Origin of the sequence: Bacillus sp. FSL L8-0358 (genome assembly GCF_038593095.1) — a bacterium.
Lineage (GTDB): Bacteria > Bacillota > Bacilli > Bacillales > Bacillaceae > Bacillus > Bacillus subtilis.
Genome location: NZ_CP151962.1, coordinates 1,611,504 through 1,629,044 on the forward strand (window position 1 = coordinate 1,611,504; position 17,541 = coordinate 1,629,044).

Annotated in this window: 16 protein-coding genes and 1 riboswitch; of the genes, 15 read left to right on the forward strand and 1 reads right to left on the reverse strand. The window is 45.5% G+C overall.

What is annotated here, in order from left to right:
- The first annotated feature begins 56 nt into the window (after positions 1–56).
- The 15 genes from NYE49_RS08425 (at position 57) to sirC (ending at position 15,675) form a co-directional block, all read left to right on the forward strand.
- Positions 57–971 carry an aspartate carbamoyltransferase catalytic subunit gene (locus NYE49_RS08425; RefSeq protein ID WP_038428929.1) on the forward strand — a complete coding sequence of 305 codons (915 nt, stop codon included), beginning with the start codon at positions 57–59 and terminating at the stop codon, positions 969–971.
- Positions 955–2,241: a dihydroorotase gene (locus NYE49_RS08430; RefSeq protein WP_003232117.1), complete on the forward strand. Its 1,287-nt coding sequence runs from the start codon at positions 955–957 to the stop codon at positions 2,239–2,241. The genes NYE49_RS08425 and NYE49_RS08430 overlap by 17 nt, the downstream gene beginning before the upstream one ends.
- A complete protein-coding gene (locus NYE49_RS08435) occupies positions 2,238–3,332 on the forward strand; it encodes a carbamoyl phosphate synthase small subunit (RefSeq protein WP_047182586.1) in 1,095 nt (364 codons plus the stop codon). The genes NYE49_RS08430 and NYE49_RS08435 overlap by 4 nt, the downstream gene beginning before the upstream one ends.
- Positions 3,317–6,532, forward strand: coding sequence for a carbamoyl-phosphate synthase (glutamine-hydrolyzing) large subunit (gene carB, locus NYE49_RS08440; RefSeq protein ID WP_015252124.1), 3,216 nt, complete (start codon positions 3,317–3,319; stop codon positions 6,530–6,532). The genes NYE49_RS08435 and carB overlap by 16 nt, the downstream gene beginning before the upstream one ends.
- Positions 6,529–7,299 carry a dihydroorotate oxidase B electron transfer subunit gene (pyrK, locus tag NYE49_RS08445; protein WP_017694839.1) on the forward strand — a complete coding sequence of 257 codons (771 nt, stop codon included), beginning with the start codon at positions 6,529–6,531 and terminating at the stop codon, positions 7,297–7,299. The genes carB and pyrK overlap by 4 nt, the downstream gene beginning before the upstream one ends.
- Positions 7,299–8,234 carry a dihydroorotate dehydrogenase gene (locus tag NYE49_RS08450; protein WP_047182587.1) on the forward strand — a complete coding sequence of 312 codons (936 nt, stop codon included), beginning with the start codon at positions 7,299–7,301 and terminating at the stop codon, positions 8,232–8,234. Before pyrK ends, NYE49_RS08450 begins: the two co-directional genes overlap by 1 nt.
- Positions 8,203–8,922, forward strand: a complete 720-nt coding sequence (gene pyrF / locus NYE49_RS08455; RefSeq protein ID WP_047182588.1) for an orotidine-5'-phosphate decarboxylase — start codon at positions 8,203–8,205, stop codon at positions 8,920–8,922. Before NYE49_RS08450 ends, pyrF begins: the two co-directional genes overlap by 32 nt.
- A complete protein-coding gene (gene pyrE, locus NYE49_RS08460; RefSeq protein ID WP_038828200.1) occupies positions 8,919–9,551 on the forward strand; it encodes an orotate phosphoribosyltransferase in 633 nt (210 codons plus the stop codon). Before pyrF ends, pyrE begins: the two co-directional genes overlap by 4 nt.
- A gap of 144 nt (positions 9,552–9,695) precedes the next feature.
- Positions 9,696–9,801, forward strand: a riboswitch (SAM riboswitch).
- Positions 9,802–9,965: 164 nt separating this feature from the next.
- Positions 9,966–10,667, forward strand: a complete 702-nt coding sequence (locus NYE49_RS08465) for a phosphoadenylyl-sulfate reductase (RefSeq protein ID WP_003221498.1) — start codon at positions 9,966–9,968, stop codon at positions 10,665–10,667.
- An 11-nt stretch (positions 10,668–10,678) separates the two neighbouring features.
- Positions 10,679–11,743 (forward strand): sulfate permease, encoded by a 1,065-nt coding sequence (cysP, locus tag NYE49_RS08470; RefSeq protein WP_047182589.1) that lies wholly within the window; start codon positions 10,679–10,681, stop codon positions 11,741–11,743.
- A gap of 48 nt (positions 11,744–11,791) precedes the next feature.
- Complete coding sequence (sat, locus tag NYE49_RS08475; RefSeq protein ID WP_003245745.1) at positions 11,792–12,940, forward strand: sulfate adenylyltransferase; 1,149 nt, start codon at positions 11,792–11,794, stop codon at positions 12,938–12,940.
- A 12-nt stretch (positions 12,941–12,952) separates the two neighbouring features.
- The gene (gene cysC / locus NYE49_RS08480) at positions 12,953–13,546 is read left to right on the forward strand and encodes an adenylyl-sulfate kinase (RefSeq protein WP_015252120.1); all 594 of its coding nucleotides are present in this window, start codon (positions 12,953–12,955) and stop codon (positions 13,544–13,546) included.
- 98 nt (positions 13,547–13,644) lie between these two features.
- Positions 13,645–14,418 (forward strand): uroporphyrinogen-III C-methyltransferase, encoded by a 774-nt coding sequence (gene cobA / locus NYE49_RS08485; protein WP_047182590.1) that lies wholly within the window; start codon positions 13,645–13,647, stop codon positions 14,416–14,418.
- A gap of 2 nt (positions 14,419–14,420) precedes the next feature.
- Positions 14,421–15,206 (forward strand): sirohydrochlorin chelatase, encoded by a 786-nt coding sequence (gene sirB, locus NYE49_RS08490; RefSeq protein WP_047182591.1) that lies wholly within the window; start codon positions 14,421–14,423, stop codon positions 15,204–15,206.
- Entirely contained in the window at positions 15,187–15,675 is a 489-nt protein-coding gene (gene sirC / locus NYE49_RS08495) for a precorrin-2 dehydrogenase (RefSeq protein ID WP_021479316.1), read from the forward strand. The genes sirB and sirC overlap by 20 nt, the downstream gene beginning before the upstream one ends.
- 39 nt (positions 15,676–15,714) lie before the next feature.
- On the opposite strand, the gene rqcH is transcribed toward sirC, so the two are convergent.
- Positions 15,715–17,427, reverse strand: a complete 1,713-nt coding sequence (rqcH, locus tag NYE49_RS08500) for a tRNA modification protein RqcH (RefSeq protein WP_174616635.1) — start codon at positions 17,425–17,427, stop codon at positions 15,715–15,717.
- Positions 17,428–17,541 lie beyond the last annotated feature (114 nt).

Here is a 17,541-nt window from a genome sequence, read left to right on the forward strand (position 1 = left end):
TCTACCTTAGACCGGGGTTTTTTTCAGCCTTAAGTTGAAAAGAGAGGGGAAAGAACATGAAGCATTTAACGACGATGAGTGAACTCAGCACTGAGGAAATCAAAGATTTGCTTCAAACAGCACAAGACCTTAAAAGCGGAAAAACAGACAATCAGCTTACAGGAAAGTTTGCAGCAAACCTGTTTTTCGAACCGAGCACGAGAACGCGGTTCAGCTTTGAGGTCGCAGAAAAAAAGCTGGGCATGAATGTGCTCAACCTTGATGGAACAAGCACAAGCGTGCAAAAAGGCGAAACCTTATATGACACGATCCGGACGCTCGAATCAATCGGTGTGGACGTCTGCGTCATCAGGCACAGTGAGGATGAGTATTATGAAGAGCTTGTCAGCCAGGTGAACATTCCGATTCTGAATGCGGGAGACGGGTGCGGCCAGCATCCAACACAATCACTGCTTGATTTAATGACGATTTATGAAGAGTTCAATACGTTCAAAGGGCTTACCGTCTCCATTCACGGCGACATCAAGCATAGCAGAGTGGCAAGGTCAAATGCGGAAGTGTTGACAAGATTGGGTGCCCGGGTCCTATTTTCCGGCCCTTCGGAATGGCAGGATGAAGAAAATACATTCGGCACGTATGTCTCAATGGATGAAGCAGTTGAGTCTTCCGATGTTGTCATGCTGCTGCGCATTCAAAATGAACGACATCAGTCCGCTGTCAGCCAGGAAGGCTATTTAAACAAATACGGCTTGACCGTAGAACGGGCTGAGCGTATGAAGCGGCATGCGATCATCATGCATCCTGCTCCGGTAAACAGAGGAGTGGAGATTGATGACAGCTTAGTAGAAAGCGAAAAATCAAGAATCTTCAAGCAAATGCAAAATGGCGTATTTATCAGAATGGCAGTGATACAGCGTGCCTTACAAACCAATGTGAAAAGAGGAGAAGCAGCGTATGTCATATCTCATTAAAAACGGCTGGATACTAAACGAAAATGGTGAAAAAACAGAAGCGGATATCCGAGTGACTGGAGAAACCATCACCGCAATCGGCAAGCTTGATGCAACGGATAATGAAACGGTAATTGATGCAAAAGGTTTGCTCGTTTCACCTGGGTTTGTTGATCTCCACGTGCATTTCAGAGAGCCGGGCGGAGAGAAAAAAGAAACTATTGAAACCGGGGCAAAAGCGGCGGCACGCGGCGGCTATACTACAGTAGCAGCAATGCCGAATACGCGGCCGGTTCCTGATACAAAGGAGCAGATGGAATGGGTGCAAAACAGAATTAAAGAAACATCATGCGTCAGAGTTCTTCCATATGCATCCATTACGATCAGACAAATCGGCGATGAAATGACAAACTTTGAAGCATTAAAAGAAGCCGGGGCATTTGCTTTTACAGATGACGGCGTTGGTATACAGACAGCAGGTATGATGTATGAAGCGATGAAACGGGCAGCCGCAATTGACAAAGCGATTGTTGCACATTGCGAGGACAACTCCTTAATTTACGGAGGAAGCGTACATGAGGGGACATTCTCCAAAGCGAACGGGCTAAACGGCATTCCTTCTGTGTGTGAATCGGTTCATATTGCCCGCGATGTGCTGCTGGCTGAGGCGGCAAACTGCCATTATCATGTATGCCATATCAGCACGAAAGAATCTGTCAGAGTTGTACGCGATGCGAAAAAAGCGGGAATCAGAGTGACAGCAGAAGTGTCGCCGCATCATTTGCTGCTTTGTGATGAGGACATCCCGGGGCTGGACACAAACTATAAAATGAATCCTCCGCTCCGCAGCGCAGAAGACAGAGCTGCTTTAATTGAAGGTCTTTTAGACGGAACAATTGATTTTATCGCAACAGACCATGCACCGCATACGGAAGAAGAGAAAAACACAGAAATGAAACTGGCGCCATTCGGAATTGTCGGCTTAGAAACAGCATTCCCGCTTCTTTACACACACTTTGTCAAAAATGGCAGCTGGTCGCTGAAGCAGCTGATTGACTACATGACAATCAAGCCATGCGAAGCGTTCGGTCTCCCATATGGAACATTACAAACGGGGCAAGCTGCGGACATTACGTTAATCGATTTAGAAAAAGAAGCAGTTATAGACAAAGAGACATTTTTATCAAAAGGAAAAAATACACCATTCAACGGCATCAGCTGCACCGGCTGGCCGGTCGCTACAATTGCGGCAGGGAAGCTTGCTTATGAAGAGGGGAGACTTGTCAAATGAAGAGACGATTAGTACTGGAAAACGGAGCGGTATTCGAGGGAGAAGCCTTCGGAAGCTTAGAACACAAAATGGGAGAAGTCGTTTTTAATACTGGGATGACAGGCTATCAGGAAATTTTATCTGATCCTTCTTACTGCGGACAGATCGTAACATTAACATACCCGCTTATCGGAAATTACGGCATTAACCGTGATGATTTTGAATCCATTACCCCTTTTGTCAAAGGGCTGATCATCAAAGAATTATGTGAGCTGCCTTCCAACTGGCGTTCAGCATACACCTTAGACGAGTATTTAAAAATGAAAAATATTCCCGGACTCCAGGGGATTGATACAAGGAAGCTGACAAGAATGATCCGCACGGCAGGCGCGCTAAAAGGAACATTCGCTTCATCTGATGAAGATATCGAAGCAGTGCTGAAAAGACTGAACGAAACGGAATTGCCAAGAAATCAAGTATCCCAAGTATCAGCAAAAACAGCATATCCGAGCCCGGGAAGAGGCAAACGCATCGTCTTGGTTGACTTCGGCATGAAACACGGGATTCTAAGAGAGCTGAACAAACGGAAATGTGACGTCATCGTTGTGCCTTACAACATTACAGCGGAAGAGGTGCTTCAGCTGAAACCGGACGGTATCATGCTTTCTAACGGACCTGGAGACCCAAAGGATGTGCCTGAAGCGATTGAAATGATTAAAGGTGTTCTTGGAAAAGTGCCATTATTCGGAATATGTCTTGGCCACCAATTATTCGCGCTGGCGTGCGGGGCGAATACCGAAAAAATGAAATTCGGCCACAGGGGCTCAAACCACCCGGTAAAAGAGCTGGCTACAGGAAAAGTTGCCTTAACATCTCAAAACCATGGATATACAGTTTCGTCTATCAGTAAAACAGAACTGGAAGTGACGCATATCGCAATTAACGACGATACGATTGAAGGGCTGAAGCATAAAACATTGCCGGCATTTACGGTTCAATATCATCCCGAAGCCTCACCTGGTCCTGAGGATGCCAACCACCTATTTGACAGATTCATCGAAATGATCGAAACAACAGAGAAAGAAGGGGAAGCGGTATGCCAAAACGCGTAGACATTAACAAAATTTTAGTAATCGGATCTGGACCGATCATCATCGGCCAAGCAGCAGAATTCGACTATGCGGGAACACAAGCCTGTCTTGCTTTGAAAGAAGAAGGTTATGAAGTCATCCTTGTCAACTCAAACCCTGCCACGATCATGACAGATACAGAAATGGCTGACCGGGTTTATATCGAACCGCTCACACCTGAATTCCTGACAAGAATCATCAGAAAAGAGCGACCAGATGCCATTCTTCCTACACTCGGAGGCCAAACCGGTTTGAATCTTGCGGTTGAGCTTTCTGAAAGAGGTGTTCTGGCAGAATGCGGCGTCGAAGTGCTTGGCACAAAACTGTCTGCAATTCAGCAAGCTGAAGACCGTGACTTGTTCAGAACATTAATGAATGAACTGAATGAACCGGTGCCTGAAAGTGAGATTATCCACTCCCTTGAAGAAGCAGAAAAATTCGTCAGTCAAATTGGATTCCCTGTCATTGTCCGCCCGGCATATACATTAGGCGGAACAGGCGGAGGCATCTGCTCGAATGAGACAGAGTTAAAAGAAATCGTTGAGAACGGCTTGAAATTAAGCCCGGTACACCAATGTCTGCTTGAAAAAAGCATCGCCGGCTATAAAGAAATCGAGTATGAAGTCATGAGAGACAGCCAGGATCACGCCATTGTCGTTTGTAACATGGAAAACATTGATCCGGTTGGAATCCATACTGGAGACAGTATTGTTGTCGCGCCGAGCCAAACGCTCAGCGATCGCGAATATCAGCTCTTGCGGAATGTATCGTTAAAACTGATTCGCGCGCTTGGAATCGAAGGCGGATGTAACGTGCAGCTCGCTTTAGACCCAGACAGCTTCCAATATTACATTATTGAAGTAAATCCGCGTGTCAGCCGTTCATCTGCCCTTGCATCAAAAGCAACGGGATACCCGATTGCAAAGCTCGCTGCTAAAATTGCAGTCGGCCTTTCATTAGATGAAATGATGAACCCGGTGACAGGAAAAACATACGCAGCATTTGAACCTGCTCTTGACTATGTCGTATCCAAAATTCCGCGCTGGCCGTTTGATAAGTTTGAATCAGCAAACAGAAAGCTTGGCACGCAAATGAAAGCGACAGGTGAGGTCATGGCAATCGGCCGCACGCTTGAAGAGTCATTGCTGAAGGCAGTGCGATCACTGGAAGCGGATGTGTATCATCTTGAATTGAAGGACGCCGCTGACATTTCAGATGAGCTTCTTGAAAAGCGAATTAAAAAGGCCGGTGATGAACGCTTATTCTACTTAGCTGAAGCGTACAGAAGAGGCTACACGGTAGAAGACCTCCATGAATTTTCCGCTATCGATGTTTTCTTCTTGCATAAGCTGTTCGGAATCGTACAGTTTGAAAAAGAATTGAAGGCGAATGCGGGCGATACAGATGTGCTGAGACGGGCAAAAGAACTCGGCTTCTCTGATCAGTACATTAGCCGCGAGTGGAAAATGAAAGAATCCGAGCTTTACAGCTTGAGAAAACAAGCGGGGATTGCACCGGTATTCAAAATGGTAGATACATGTGCGGCGGAATTCGAGTCAGAAACGCCATACTTCTATAGCACATACGAAGAAGAAAATGAATCTGTCGTTACGGATAAGAAAAGTGTGATGGTGCTTGGTTCGGGTCCGATTCGAATCGGTCAGGGTGTCGAGTTCGACTATGCGACGGTTCACTCTGTATGGGCAATTAAACAAGCAGGCTATGAAGCCATTATTGTCAATAACAACCCGGAAACCGTTTCAACAGACTTCAGCATCTCAGACAAGCTGTATTTTGAACCGCTTACGATTGAAGATGTTATGCACATCATTGACCTCGAACAGCCAATGGGCGTTGTCGTACAATTTGGCGGACAAACTGCGATTAACCTTGCTGACGAGCTTTCTGCACGCGGAGTGAAAATCCTTGGAACTTCATTAGAAGATTTAGACCGTGCAGAAGACCGGGATAAATTTGAACAAGCGCTTGGAGAACTTGGTGTTCCGCAGCCGCTTGGCAAAACAGCGACATCAGTTGATCAGGCGGTAAGCATCGCAAGTGATATCGGTTACCCGGTATTGGTACGCCCTTCCTATGTACTTGGCGGCCGGGCGATGGAGATTGTGTATCATGAAGAAGAGCTGCTTCATTACATGAAAAACGCAGTTAAAATCAATCCACAGCACCCTGTATTAATTGATAGATACTTGACTGGAAAAGAAATTGAAGTCGATGCAGTATCGGATGGTGAAACAGTCGTCATTCCGGGAATTATGGAGCACATTGAACGTGCGGGCGTTCACTCCGGAGACTCAATCGCTGTTTATCCGCCTCAGTCTCTCACAGAGGACATTAAGAAAAAAATTGAACAATACACGATCGCATTGGCTAAAGGGCTGAATATTGTCGGTTTGCTCAATATTCAATTCGTCTTGTCGCAAGGCGAGGTGTACGTGCTAGAAGTGAATCCGAGATCAAGCAGAACCGTACCGTTTTTAAGCAAAATTACGGGTATCCCAATGGCAAATCTCGCAACTAAAATCATTCTTGGTCAAAAGCTGGCTGCGTTTGGCTATACAGAGGGCCTTCAGCCTGAACAGCAAGGTGTATTTGTAAAAGCGCCGGTCTTCTCCTTTGCCAAGCTGAGAAGAGTGGACATTACGTTAGGGCCTGAAATGAAATCAACAGGTGAAGTCATGGGGAAAGATTCGACACTTGAAAAGGCGCTCTACAAAGCCTTGATTGCTTCAGGTATTCAAATCCCGAACTACGGTTCCGTGCTTTTAACAGTAGCTGATAAGGACAAAGAAGAAGGGCTTGCCATTGCTAAGCGGTTCCACGCGATCGGCTACAACATTTTAGCGACGGAAGGAACGGCAGGCTACTTGAAAGAAGCTTCCATTCCAGCGAAGGTCGTCGGAAAAATCGGTCAGGATGGCCCGAACCTGCTTGACGTCATCAGAAACGGAGAAGCGCAGTTTGTCATCAATACGCTGACAAAAGGAAAGCAGCCGGCAAGAGACGGTTTTAGAATCAGACGTGAATCAGTAGAAAATGGTGTTGCCTGCCTAACATCTTTAGATACGGCAGAGGCGATATTGCGAGTGCTGGAAAGCATGACATTCCGTGCTGATCAAATGCCGGCAGTCAACACAAATCAGGAGGCGGCAGTCACTATATGAAAAAAGCGTATTTGACAGTATGTTCTAACCAGCAAATTGCAGACCGGGTGTATCAAATGGTTCTGAAAGGGGAGCTTGTCCAAGGGTTTACAACCCCTGGACAGTTCCTTCATCTTAAAGTGAGCGAAGCGGTTACGCCTCTTTTGAGAAGACCAATCAGCATCGCAGACGTCAACTTTGAAAAAAATGAAGTCACCATCATTTATCGGGTAGATGGGGAAGGGACAAGACTCTTGTCACTGAAGCAGCAGGGAGAACTTGTGGATGTCCTCGGGCCTTTGGGAAATGGCTTTCCTGTTAATGAAGTTCAACCCGGAAAGACGGCTTTGCTGGTAGGGGGCGGAGTAGGTGTGCCGCCTCTCCAAGAGCTGTCGAAACGCTTGAATGAAAAAGGGGTAAATGTCATCCACGTTTTAGGATTCCAATCGGCAAAGGATGTTTTTTACGAGGAAGAATGCCGGCAGTACGGAGACACGTATGTGGCAACAGCTGACGGAAGCTACGGGGAAACCGGATTTGTCACAGATGTGATTAAACGGAAAAATCTAGAGTTTGATATCCTCCTCAGCTGCGGGCCGACACCGATGCTCAAGGCGTTAAAACAGGAATATGCCCATAAAGAAGTATATCTGTCCATGGAGGAACGAATGGGCTGCGGAATCGGCGCATGCTTCGCGTGTGTGTGCCATACAAACGAAAGTGAGACATCCTATGTAAAAGTATGTCTCGACGGGCCTGTATTTAAAGCTCAGGAGGTGGCGCTGTAATGCTAGAGGTGAAATTGCCGGGACTTGATTTGAAAAACCCAATCATTCCTGCATCAGGCTGCTTCGGTTTTGGAAAAGAATTTTCACGTTTTTATGATTTGTCTTGTCTTGGAGCCATCATGATTAAGGCTACGACAAAGGAGCCGCGCTTTGGGAATCCGACGCCGCGGGTAGCTGAGACTGGTGCTGGAATGCTCAATGCGATCGGTCTCCAAAATCCGGGGCTGGATAGCGTGTTGCATAATGAGCTGCCGTGGCTTGAGCAGTTTGATACGCCGATCATTGCCAATGTCGCAGGTTCTCAAGTCGAGGATTATGTTGAAGTCGCAGAGCATATCAGCAAAGCGCCTAATGTTCATACTCTTGAATTAAATATTTCCTGCCCGAATGTGAAAACAGGCGGAATCGCTTTTGGCACGAATCCTGAGATGGCTGCCGATTTGACAAAAGCGGTGAAAGAGGTTTCGGATGTACCCGTTTATGTGAAGCTTTCCCCGAACGTGGCTAATATCACAGAAATTGCATTAGCGATCGAGGAAGCGGGAGCGGACGGTCTTACGATGATCAACACACTAATCGGCATGAGACTCGATTTAAAAACTGGCAAACCGATATTAGCGAATAAAACAGGGGGACTTTCAGGCCCTGCTGTGAAGCCGGTTGCCATTCGCATGGTGTATGAAGTCAGCCAGGCGGTCAACATCCCGATTATCGGAATGGGAGGCGTGCAGACGGCTGAAGATGCCCTGGAATTTCTTCTCGCGGGAGCAAGCGCAGTCGCTGTCGGAACAGCAAACTTCGTGAATCCTTTTGCATGTCCAGAGATTATTGAACAGCTCCCATCTGTTTTGCGCCAATACGGCTATCAATCAATTGAAGAATGCATCGGAAGGAGCTGGAATCATGAAAAACAACCTGCCCATCATCGCACTTGATTTTGCATCAGCTGAAGAAACACTTGCGTTCTTAGCGCCTTTTCAGCAAGAACCGTTATTTGTAAAGGTTGGAATGGAGCTTTTTTATCAAGAAGGGCCATCGATCGTGAAACAACTAAAAGAAAGAAACTGCGAGCTGTTTTTAGATCTAAAGCTTCATGACATCCCGACTACTGTAAACAAAGCGATGAAGCGCCTTGCCAGTCTCGGAGTAGATCTCGTCAATGTTCATGCGGCCGGGGGCAAAAAAATGATGCAGGCAGCTCTCGAAGGCTTAGAAGAAGGTACGCCTGCTGGAAAAAAACGTCCGTCACTTATCGCGGTAACCCAGTTGACAAGCACATCTGAACAAATCATGAAAGATGAACTGCTGATCGAAAAATCTCTGATTGATACGGTTGTGCACTACAGCAAACAGGCGGAAGAAAGCGGACTGGATGGAGTGGTCTGCTCTGTTCATGAAGCAAAAGCCATTTACCAAGCGGTGTCGCCTTCATTTCTGACTGTCACTCCGGGGATCAGAATGGCAGAGGACGCTGCGAATGACCAAGTCCGCGTAGCGACGCCTGCCATTGCAAGAGAGAAAGGTTCATCAGCGATTGTAGTAGGACGCTCGATTACAAAAGCGGAAGACCCGGTAAAAGCCTATAAGGCTGTCAGACTTGAATGGGAGGGAATCAAATCTTGAAACAAATCATCGCAAAACATCTTTTAGACATCCAAGCTGTATTTTTACGCCCGAACGAGCCGTTCACATGGGCAAGCGGCATTTTATCACCAATCTACTGTGACAACCGCCTTACGCTATCTTTCCCAGAGGTCAGAAATGATGTCGCCTCAGGCATCAGCAAGCTTGTCAAAGAGCATTTTCCCGAAGCTGAAATGATTGCGGGAACAGCAACCGCGGGTATTCCTCATGCTGCTTTAGCGGCTGACCGTTTGAATTTTCCGATGTGTTATGTGAGGAGCAAGCCGAAGGCGCACGGAAAAGGCAATCAGATTGAGGGAGCTGTGCAAGAAGGGCAAAAAACAGTCGTCATTGAAGACTTAATCTCCACAGGAGGCAGCGTGCTTGAAGCTTGTGCAGCTTTACAAGCGGCCGGCTGTGAAGTGCTTGGTGTCGTCTCAATCTTTACGTACGGACTTCCTAAAGCGGAGGAAGCCTTCGCAAAGGCAGAACTGCCATACTACTCATTAACTGATTATGATACGCTCACAGAGGTCGCGCTTGAAAACGGAAATATTCATTCAGATGATCTAAAAAAGCTGCAAACATGGAAACGAAATCCCGAGTCAAAAGATTGGTTTAAAAAATAAAAAATAAATTCAAATGATGTAAAGAGGCTTCAAAGCCTTGCTGTACTTGAAAACAGGCTGTGAGGCCTGTTTTTTTATTAATCCTATAAAAAAAGTCGGGTTGACTTATGTTAGAATTGTGCTAAAATTTACTACAAATCTAAAAACTTATCAAGAGCGGCTGAGGGACTGGACCTATGAAGCCCGGCAACCTGCATAGTTTGTAAGGTGCTACTTCCAGCAAAATGAATTCCATTTTGAAAGATAAGGGCTGCATGCTGTTCCTGTCTTTCTTTCCGCCGGATTGAAAGTTTTTTATTTTAAGAGGAAAAAAGGCTGTCTGTGATATCAGCAGCCGCGAATCACATTACAATTGGGAAAAGACAACCGGCAGAAAGCTACTGTTTGTTTGTCTCCGAAAGGAGGAAAGAAGAAATGTTAACGTATGATAATTGGGAAGAACCAACGATTACATTTCCGGAAGACGATCCTTATAAAGGAGCGCTGTCAGTTTTAAAATGGGCATACGGCCATTACGGCAATCAACTTGTTTATGCCTGCAGTTTCGGAATTGAGGGAATCGTTCTGATTGACTTAATTTATAAAGTGAAAAAAGACGCAGAGATTGTGTTTCTTGATACAGGACTTCATTTTAAAGAAACCTATGAAACAATTGAACGAGTGAAAGAGCGTTATCCGGGTCTTAATATCATCCTGAAAAAACCAGACCTCACCCTTGAGGAACAAGCCGAAGAACATGGTGACAAACTGTGGGAAAGAGAGCCGAATCAGTGCTGCTATCTTAGAAAGGTCGTTCCTTTAAGAGAGGCGCTTTCAGGACATCCAGCCTGGCTTTCCGGCCTGCGCCGTGATCAAGGGCCAAGCCGTGCCAATACGAATTTCTTAAACAAAGATGAAAAATTCAAGTCAGTAAAAGTTTGCCCGCTTATCCATTGGACTTGGAAAGACATTTGGAGATACACATCCCGGAATGAACTGGACTACAATCCGCTTCATGACCAAGGATATCCAAGTATTGGCTGTGCGCCTTGCACTGCTCCCGCTTTTACAGCAGAGGATTTGCGCTCAGGCAGATGGAATGGTATGGCGAAAACAGAATGCGGACTGCATGAATAAGGAGCTGCAAAATGGAATTAGCCGCTATTTTATTTAGCTTGTTTTTCGCGATGAATATTGGTGCAAGCGGCGCTGCAGCTTCGATGGGGGTTGCTTACGGCTCCGGAGCCATCAAAAAGAAAACCTACGCTTTGATCCTATGCGCAGTCGGTGTCTTTGCCGGGGCGGTCATTGGCGGAGGCGAGGTTGTAAAAACAATCAGCTCCGGCATTATTCCTGAGCAGACGATTACACTGACGATTGTTTGCATCATTATTGGAGCTGCTGCCCTGTCGCTCTTTACTGCTAATCTGCTCGGCATTCCTTTGTCGACAAGTGAAGTAACAGTCGGGGCGGTTGTCGGCGTGGGAGTGGCTTATAAAGTATTGTTTGTGAACAATCTTCTGATCATTGTGTCATTTTGGGTTTTTGTCCCGCTGTTCGCTTTCGGCTTCACCTATTTCGTATCTAAGCTGTTTCGTTATTTTAAGATTGAAGTAAAATCTTCTAAAAAACAAAAAATCCTCGGCATTGTTTTGTTAGTTGCCGGATTTTTCGAAGCATTCTCTGCCGGCATGAATAACGTGGCGAATGCTGTTGGCCCGTTAGTAGCTGCCGGTGTGCTTGATGTCGGAAAAGGAACCTTGTATGGAGGAGCTTTTGTTGCTCTTGGCGCACTGTTATTAGGCCGGCGTGTGCTAGAAACAAACGGGAAGAAAATTACGAGATTCTCCAAAGGGGAAGGCATTCTCTTATCCGGTACAGGAGCAGGACTTGTGATCATCAGTTCTGTATTTGGGATGCCGGTGCCCTTGGCGCAAGTCACGTCATCGTCTATTATCGGAATAGGCATGGCAAAAAACGGTCCGAACGTGTTCCATAAACAAGTTGTTCAAACGATGCTGAAGGTATGGATCGCATCGCCGTTTTTATCTTTATCGATTTCTTATCTGCTTGTATCCTTGTTTTTAAAAGCAGATTATTATTCGATCTTTATCATGGTAAGTGTGCTTTTAGCGGCGGGCGGTGCCGTCAGCCTGACAAAGGCCATTCGTAAAGAGAGACGCTCAGTCCACGAACAAGGCGGGGGAATCTGATCATTAATCTGAGTAATTTTATAAGTTAACTAGGAGGAGATGGATATTATGAGCTTAGCACCACACGGAGGAACATTAGTAAACAGGGTAGATGAATCATATGATGTGAGCGGCATTCAAAAAGAAATTGAACTTGATTTAATTTCTTTCGCGGATTTGGAATTGATCGGTATCGGTGCATACAGCCCGATTGAAGGTTTCTTTAATGAAAAAGATTACGTATCTGTAGTCGAAAACATGCGTCTTTCTTCCGGCGTTGTCTGGTCTCTTCCGATCACGCTTCCGGTCGATGCGCAAAAAGCAGCGGAACTGTCACTTGGTGAAACGGTAAAGTTAACGTATGAAGGAGAAACATACGGCGTTATCCAAATCGAAGACCTGTACGTGCCTGACAAACAAAAAGAAGCTGTCAATGTGTACAAAACAGATGAACAGGAGCATCCTGGTGTTAAAAAGCTGTTCAGCCGCGGCAATACATATGTCGGCGGACCGATTACGTTGATTAAAAAAGCTTCAAAACAGTTCCCTGAATTTACATTTGAACCGTCAGAAACGAGACGCCAGTTTGCGGAAAAAGGCTGGGAAACCATTGTCGGTTTCCAAACAAGAAACCCTGTTCACAGAGCGCATGAATACATTCAAAAAACGGCTCTTGAAACAGTAGACGGCTTGTTCTTGAATCCGTTAGTAGGCGAAACAAAATCTGATGACATTCCAGCTGATGTACGGATGGAAAGCTACCAAGTGCTTCTTGATCATTATTACCCGAAAGATCGCGTTTTCCTTGGTGTCTTTTTAGCGGCGATGCGTTATGCAGGCCCGAGAGAAGCAATTTTCCACGCGCTTGTCAGAAAGAACTACGGCTGCACACATTTCATCGTCGGCCGTGATCATGCAGGTGTAGGTGACTATTACGGAACATACGAAGCACAGGAGCTGTTTGACACATTTAAACCTGAAGAACTCGGGATTACGCCGCTGAAATTCGAGCACAGCTTCTTCTGTAAAAAATGCGGAAATATGGGAACAGCGAAAACATGCCCTCATGGCAGAGAGCATCACGTCATTTTATCAGGCACTAAGGTAAGAGGCATGCTGAGAGACGGTGTGCTGCCGCCTGCTGAATTCAGTCGAAAAGAAGTCGTAGAAGTGTTAATCAAAGGGATGAAGAAAAAAGAAGAAGTAGGCGTATCTTAAGGAGGACTGGCAGTGACAAATCGCGATATTGTATGGCATGAAGCCTCTATCACAAAAGAAGAGTACCAGCAAAAAAACAAGCATAAAAGCTCCATTCTCTGGCTGACAGGGTTAAGCGGCTCAGGCAAATCAACGATTGCCAACGCCGCTGCGAGAGAATTGTTTGAGCAAGGCTATCAAGTGATTGTGCTTGACGGGGATAATATCCGTCACGGCTTAAATAAGGATCTTGGTTTTTCTGATGAAGACCGAAAAGAAAACATCCGCCGAATCGGAGAGGTGGCGAAGCTTTTTGTTCAGCAGGGAACCATTGTGATTACTGCTTTTATCTCTCCTTTCCGCGAGGACAGACAACAGGTTCGCGAGCTTGTGGAAGCGGGCGAATTTAATGAAGTCTACATTAAATGCGACCTTGATATTTGTGAACAAAGAGATCCGAAAGGGCTTTACAAAAAAGCAAGAAACGGCGAGATTCCGTTCTTTACAGGAATTGATTCTCCTTATGAAGAACCGGAAGCTCCAGAGCTCGTTCTTGATTCAGGACAGCATGACCGTGAAGCGTGTAAAAATCAGCTGATCGAGTTTGTTAAACAAAAATTGAGCTGAATATGATCTGCTGCGTTCTTCTCAGGTGCCGGAATGCAAGCGAGAACATCATCACAGCGAATGCTCTGGAAGAACTCGAATAGATCGGGGGAAATACGATGGGGAAAGTATATATTGTAGGAGCGGGTCCCGGTGACCCTGATCTGCTGACAATTAAAGCGCTGAAAGCTATTGAAAAAGCTGATGTCATCTTATATGACAGATTAGTAAATAAAGAGATTTTACAATATGCCAAAGAGCAAGCAGACCTGATCTACTGCGGGAAGCTTCCGGATTTTCATACGTTGAAGCAGGAAACCATCAATCGATTTCTTGTGAAGTATGCGCAAAAAGGGAAAATGGTTGTCAGACTGAAAGGCGGAGACCCTTTTGTGTTCGGCAGAGGAGGGGAAGAAGCGGAATGCCTCTCTGAAAATGGAATTCCGTTTGAAATCATCCCCGGCATTACGTCTGGAATCGCGGCAGCCGCTTATGCCGGGATTCCTGTTACTCATCGGGAGGCGGGCTCTAACGTCGCTTTTGTAACGGGTCATTATAAAAAAGAAGAAGATTTTGAGGAAAAGTGGAAAGCGCTGGCTACAGGAATTGATACACTTGTCATCTATATGGGTATCAAAAACGTGCAGCAGATTGAAAGAAAACTCCTTGAAAACGGCCGGGACGGTTCTACGCCGGCAGCCTTTATTCATTGGGGAACAACGGACAAGCAAAAATCTGTTTTTTGTACAGTTGACACCCTTTCAGAAACGGTGATAAAAGAAAACATTACAAATCCGAGTTTAATTGTCATTGGAAATGTTGTAAATTATCACTATAAGCTGGAATGGTTTGAATCTGAACTGAAAAAACAAGATTTAAGCGAGGCGTTGTAAAAATGAAACAAGCAATTTTATATGTCGGCCACGGCAGTCGGGTCAAAAAAGCGCAGCAAGAAGCCGCAGCCTTTTTGGAAGGATGCAAGGCCCACATCTCTGTGCCAGTACAAGAAATCAGCTTTTTAGAGCTTCAGGAGCCGACAATTGAGACAGGGTTTGAAGCATGTGTGAAGCAAGGCGCCACTCATATCGCAGTGGTGCCTCTGCTTCTTTTAACAGCTGCGCATGCAAAACATGATATTCCGGAAGAAATTGCCCGTGCTGCATCCCGATATCCGTCAGTCCGCATTTCATACGGAAAGCCGATCGGGATTGACGAAGAAGTAGTCAAGGCTGTATATCACAGAATGAAAGACATAGGTGTTCCATATGAAAATGCCAGAGTGGTACTCATCGGAAGGGGAAGTTCAGATCCAGATGTCAAAAGAGACGTAACCGGTATTGCTAATCTTCTTCAGGAAATGATTCCAGTCAAGGAAGTCATTCCGTGCTTTTTGACAGCATGCGGCCCGAATTACAAAGAGGTTTTTTCAGAACTTAAAAAAGATGACGGCATAACAACCTTTATCGTTCCATATTTGCTTTTTACGGGTATGCTGATGAATGAAATCGAACGAGAGGTTCAGAAATTAAAAGCTCATAATCCGAACGTCTACCTCTCTTCCTATATCGGTTTTCATCCTCATGTGAAAAACGCATTTTTGAACCGTGTAAGAGAAACTGCGGCAAATTCTGAGGGACAATTTGATTTTGATGGAGGTTCATATGCTTCCGCTGCACATTAGCCTGGAAAAGAAGAAGGTTGTCATTGCGGGGGGCGGCAGCATCGCTCTCAGAAGGCTGAAAACGGTGATTTCTGAGGGAGCTGATATAACGCTCGTCAGTCCGGATGTTGAACCGGAAATCAAGCAAATGGCAGAAGAGCGACGTATCAAATGGGAAAAACGGACAATTGAAAAAGAAGATTATCTCAATGCTTTCTTAATTATTGCTGCGACGGATAATGCGGCAGTGAACAAAGAAATTGCCCAATCCGCTTCGCCTTTTCAGCTTGTTAATTGTGTCAGTGACGCTGAGCTTGGCAATGTATATATGCCGAAAATCGTAAAAAGAGGGCATGTAACGGTGTCCGTTTCTACTAGCGGAGCCAGTCCAAAGCACACAAAAGAGCTTGCTGAAAACGTGGATAAGCTGATTGACGGCGATTTCGTTGCTGAAGTGAACAGGCTTTATCAGGTGAGAAGAAAGAAATAAGCCAGAGCATACAAATGCTCTGGCTTTTCTTTATGCGGCTCAGCTTTTTTTCAGCTTGATGACCGTATCAGCATCAGGCGTGACAAAGACGGTATGCTGGCTGTCATAGGTGACGAAGCCGGGCTTCGCGCCGTTTGGTTTTTTGACATGCCTGATTTTTGTATAATCTACAGGCACTGAACTTGAATCTTTAGCTTTTGAAAAATAAGCTGCAATTGTCGCGGCTTCCAAGATTGTTTGCTCATCCGGTTCGCTGCTTCTGATCACAACGTGGGAGCCGGGAATGTCCTTCGTGTGAAGCCAGATATCGTCTCTGGCCGCCGCTCTGGTCGTTAAATATTCATTTTGACGATTGTTCTTACCCACTAAAATTGTCAGGCCTGAGGTGGATTCATATGTTTCTAACACCGGATTGTGCGGTTTTTGCTTTTTCTGGCCTTTTTGCTGCTTAGGGCGCAAATATTTGCCCTCAACAAGCTCTTCCCTGATTTCGCTGATATCCCGGGGAGAAGCGGACGAAAGCTGCTGAATCAGCTGATCGAAATATTCGATCTCTTCCTGTGCCAGCCTGATTTGCTCCTCGACAACCGCGACCGAGTTTTTCGCTTTCTGATACTTCGTGAAATAGGCCTGTGCGTTTTCAGAAGGCGTTTTGTTTGGGTTTAAAGGAATCGTGATTGTCGGGCTTTCTTCATCATAATAATTGATGACCTCAGCCTGTTTATCACCTTTTTTCAACATATATAAATTAGCGGTTAAAAGCTCCCCGTAAAGCTGAAATTCCTTCGCGTTTTCCGAATACTCCAGGGTTTTCTCTAATTTTTTGATTTTGTTGGCATTCTTCTTCCGTTCGTTCACAACAAAACGCTCAAGATCCTGAGCCTGCTGTTTGACCCGGTCTCGTTCAGCTTTTCCGAAATAAAAACGGTCGAGCAGTTCGCTTAATGAATCAAAACGGCGCGCTTCGCCCTTTAGATGAGTCAGCTCCAGCAGATAAAAATATTCCTTTCCGTTTACAGTCGTAATGTTGGGAATGAAACGGTGCTCTTTCACTTCGGCAAACAGTGCCAGCAACGCTTTTGGCAGTGTGACTTTGTTGGCAAGGCCTGCTCTGTGAACCGCTTCTTTGGCGAAAAGCGGAGACACGCCTGAAAAGTGGTCGACAATTTGTTTATCAAGCCTTCCTTCTTGAAAGCTGAGGTGACGCAAAATATCATCTTCTGACGCCTCAAGAGGCGATATTTTGTCCTGAGCAGGCGGAAGCTTATAATCTTGGCCGGGCAGTACTGTACGGTAGCTGTTCATTGACGGTGATAAATGCTTAAGTCCGTCGATAATCACATTTTCTGCTGCGTCAGTCAAAATGATATTGCTGTGACGGCCCATAATTTCTACATAAAGCTTTCGTACGGTTTCATCGCCAATTTCGTTTCGGCTTTTGATATGAAAAATCATAATGCGGTCTAAGCCCGCTTGTTCAATTTTCTCAATGAATCCGCCTTCGATATGCTTTCTCAGCAACATGCAAAACATTGGCGGTTCGCTTGGATTTTCATAAGCTTGTGCCGTGATATGCACCCGTGAATAGCTCGGATGTGCCGATAATAATAGTTTTTGGTTTTTTCCCTTGGCACGGATGTGGAAAATCACATCGTGCTTATATGGCTGATGGACTTTTGTAATTCGTCCGCCCATTATTTTCTCGTTAAGTTCGTGTGTCATTCCGTATGTAAACATGCCATCAAACGACATATGCAAACACCCTCTCATTCTTCCTGCATTCGATAATTATAGCATGAAATGGGACGAGTCAGAATAAGCATGCTTATAGAGTGATATCTCTATAAGAGAGCAGGGGAGTGGACG

What these genes read in the sequence shown, in the direction of transcription:
- sirC (WP_021479316.1), top strand. Translation starts at nt 15,187, where the DNA reads ATGCTTCCGCTGCACATTAGCCTGGAAAAGAAGAAGGTTGTCATTGCG.
- sirB (WP_047182591.1), top strand. Translation starts at nt 14,421, where the DNA reads ATGAAACAAGCAATTTTATATGTCGGCCACGGCAGTCGGGTCAAAAAA.
- pyrF (WP_047182588.1), top strand. Translation starts at nt 8,203, where the DNA reads ATGAAAAACAACCTGCCCATCATCGCACTTGATTTTGCATCAGCTGAA.
- NYE49_RS08435 (WP_047182586.1), top strand. Translation starts at nt 2,238, where the DNA reads ATGAAGAGACGATTAGTACTGGAAAACGGAGCGGTATTCGAGGGAGAA.
- sat (WP_003245745.1), top strand. Translation starts at nt 11,792, where the DNA reads ATGAGCTTAGCACCACACGGAGGAACATTAGTAAACAGGGTAGATGAA.
- pyrK (WP_017694839.1), top strand. Translation starts at nt 6,529, where the DNA reads ATGAAAAAAGCGTATTTGACAGTATGTTCTAACCAGCAAATTGCAGAC.
- NYE49_RS08465 (WP_003221498.1), top strand. Translation starts at nt 9,966, where the DNA reads ATGTTAACGTATGATAATTGGGAAGAACCAACGATTACATTTCCGGAA.
- cobA (WP_047182590.1), top strand. Translation starts at nt 13,645, where the DNA reads ATGGGGAAAGTATATATTGTAGGAGCGGGTCCCGGTGACCCTGATCTG.
- NYE49_RS08450 (WP_047182587.1), top strand. Translation starts at nt 7,299, where the DNA reads ATGCTAGAGGTGAAATTGCCGGGACTTGATTTGAAAAACCCAATCATT.
- NYE49_RS08430 (WP_003232117.1), top strand. Translation starts at nt 955, where the DNA reads ATGTCATATCTCATTAAAAACGGCTGGATACTAAACGAAAATGGTGAA.
- carB (WP_015252124.1), top strand. Translation starts at nt 3,317, where the DNA reads ATGCCAAAACGCGTAGACATTAACAAAATTTTAGTAATCGGATCTGGA.
- rqcH (WP_174616635.1), bottom strand. Translation starts at nt 17,427, where the DNA reads ATGTCGTTTGATGGCATGTTTACATACGGAATGACACACGAACTTAAC.
- NYE49_RS08425 (WP_038428929.1), top strand. Translation starts at nt 57, where the DNA reads ATGAAGCATTTAACGACGATGAGTGAACTCAGCACTGAGGAAATCAAA.
- cysP (WP_047182589.1), top strand. Translation starts at nt 10,679, where the DNA reads ATGGAATTAGCCGCTATTTTATTTAGCTTGTTTTTCGCGATGAATATT.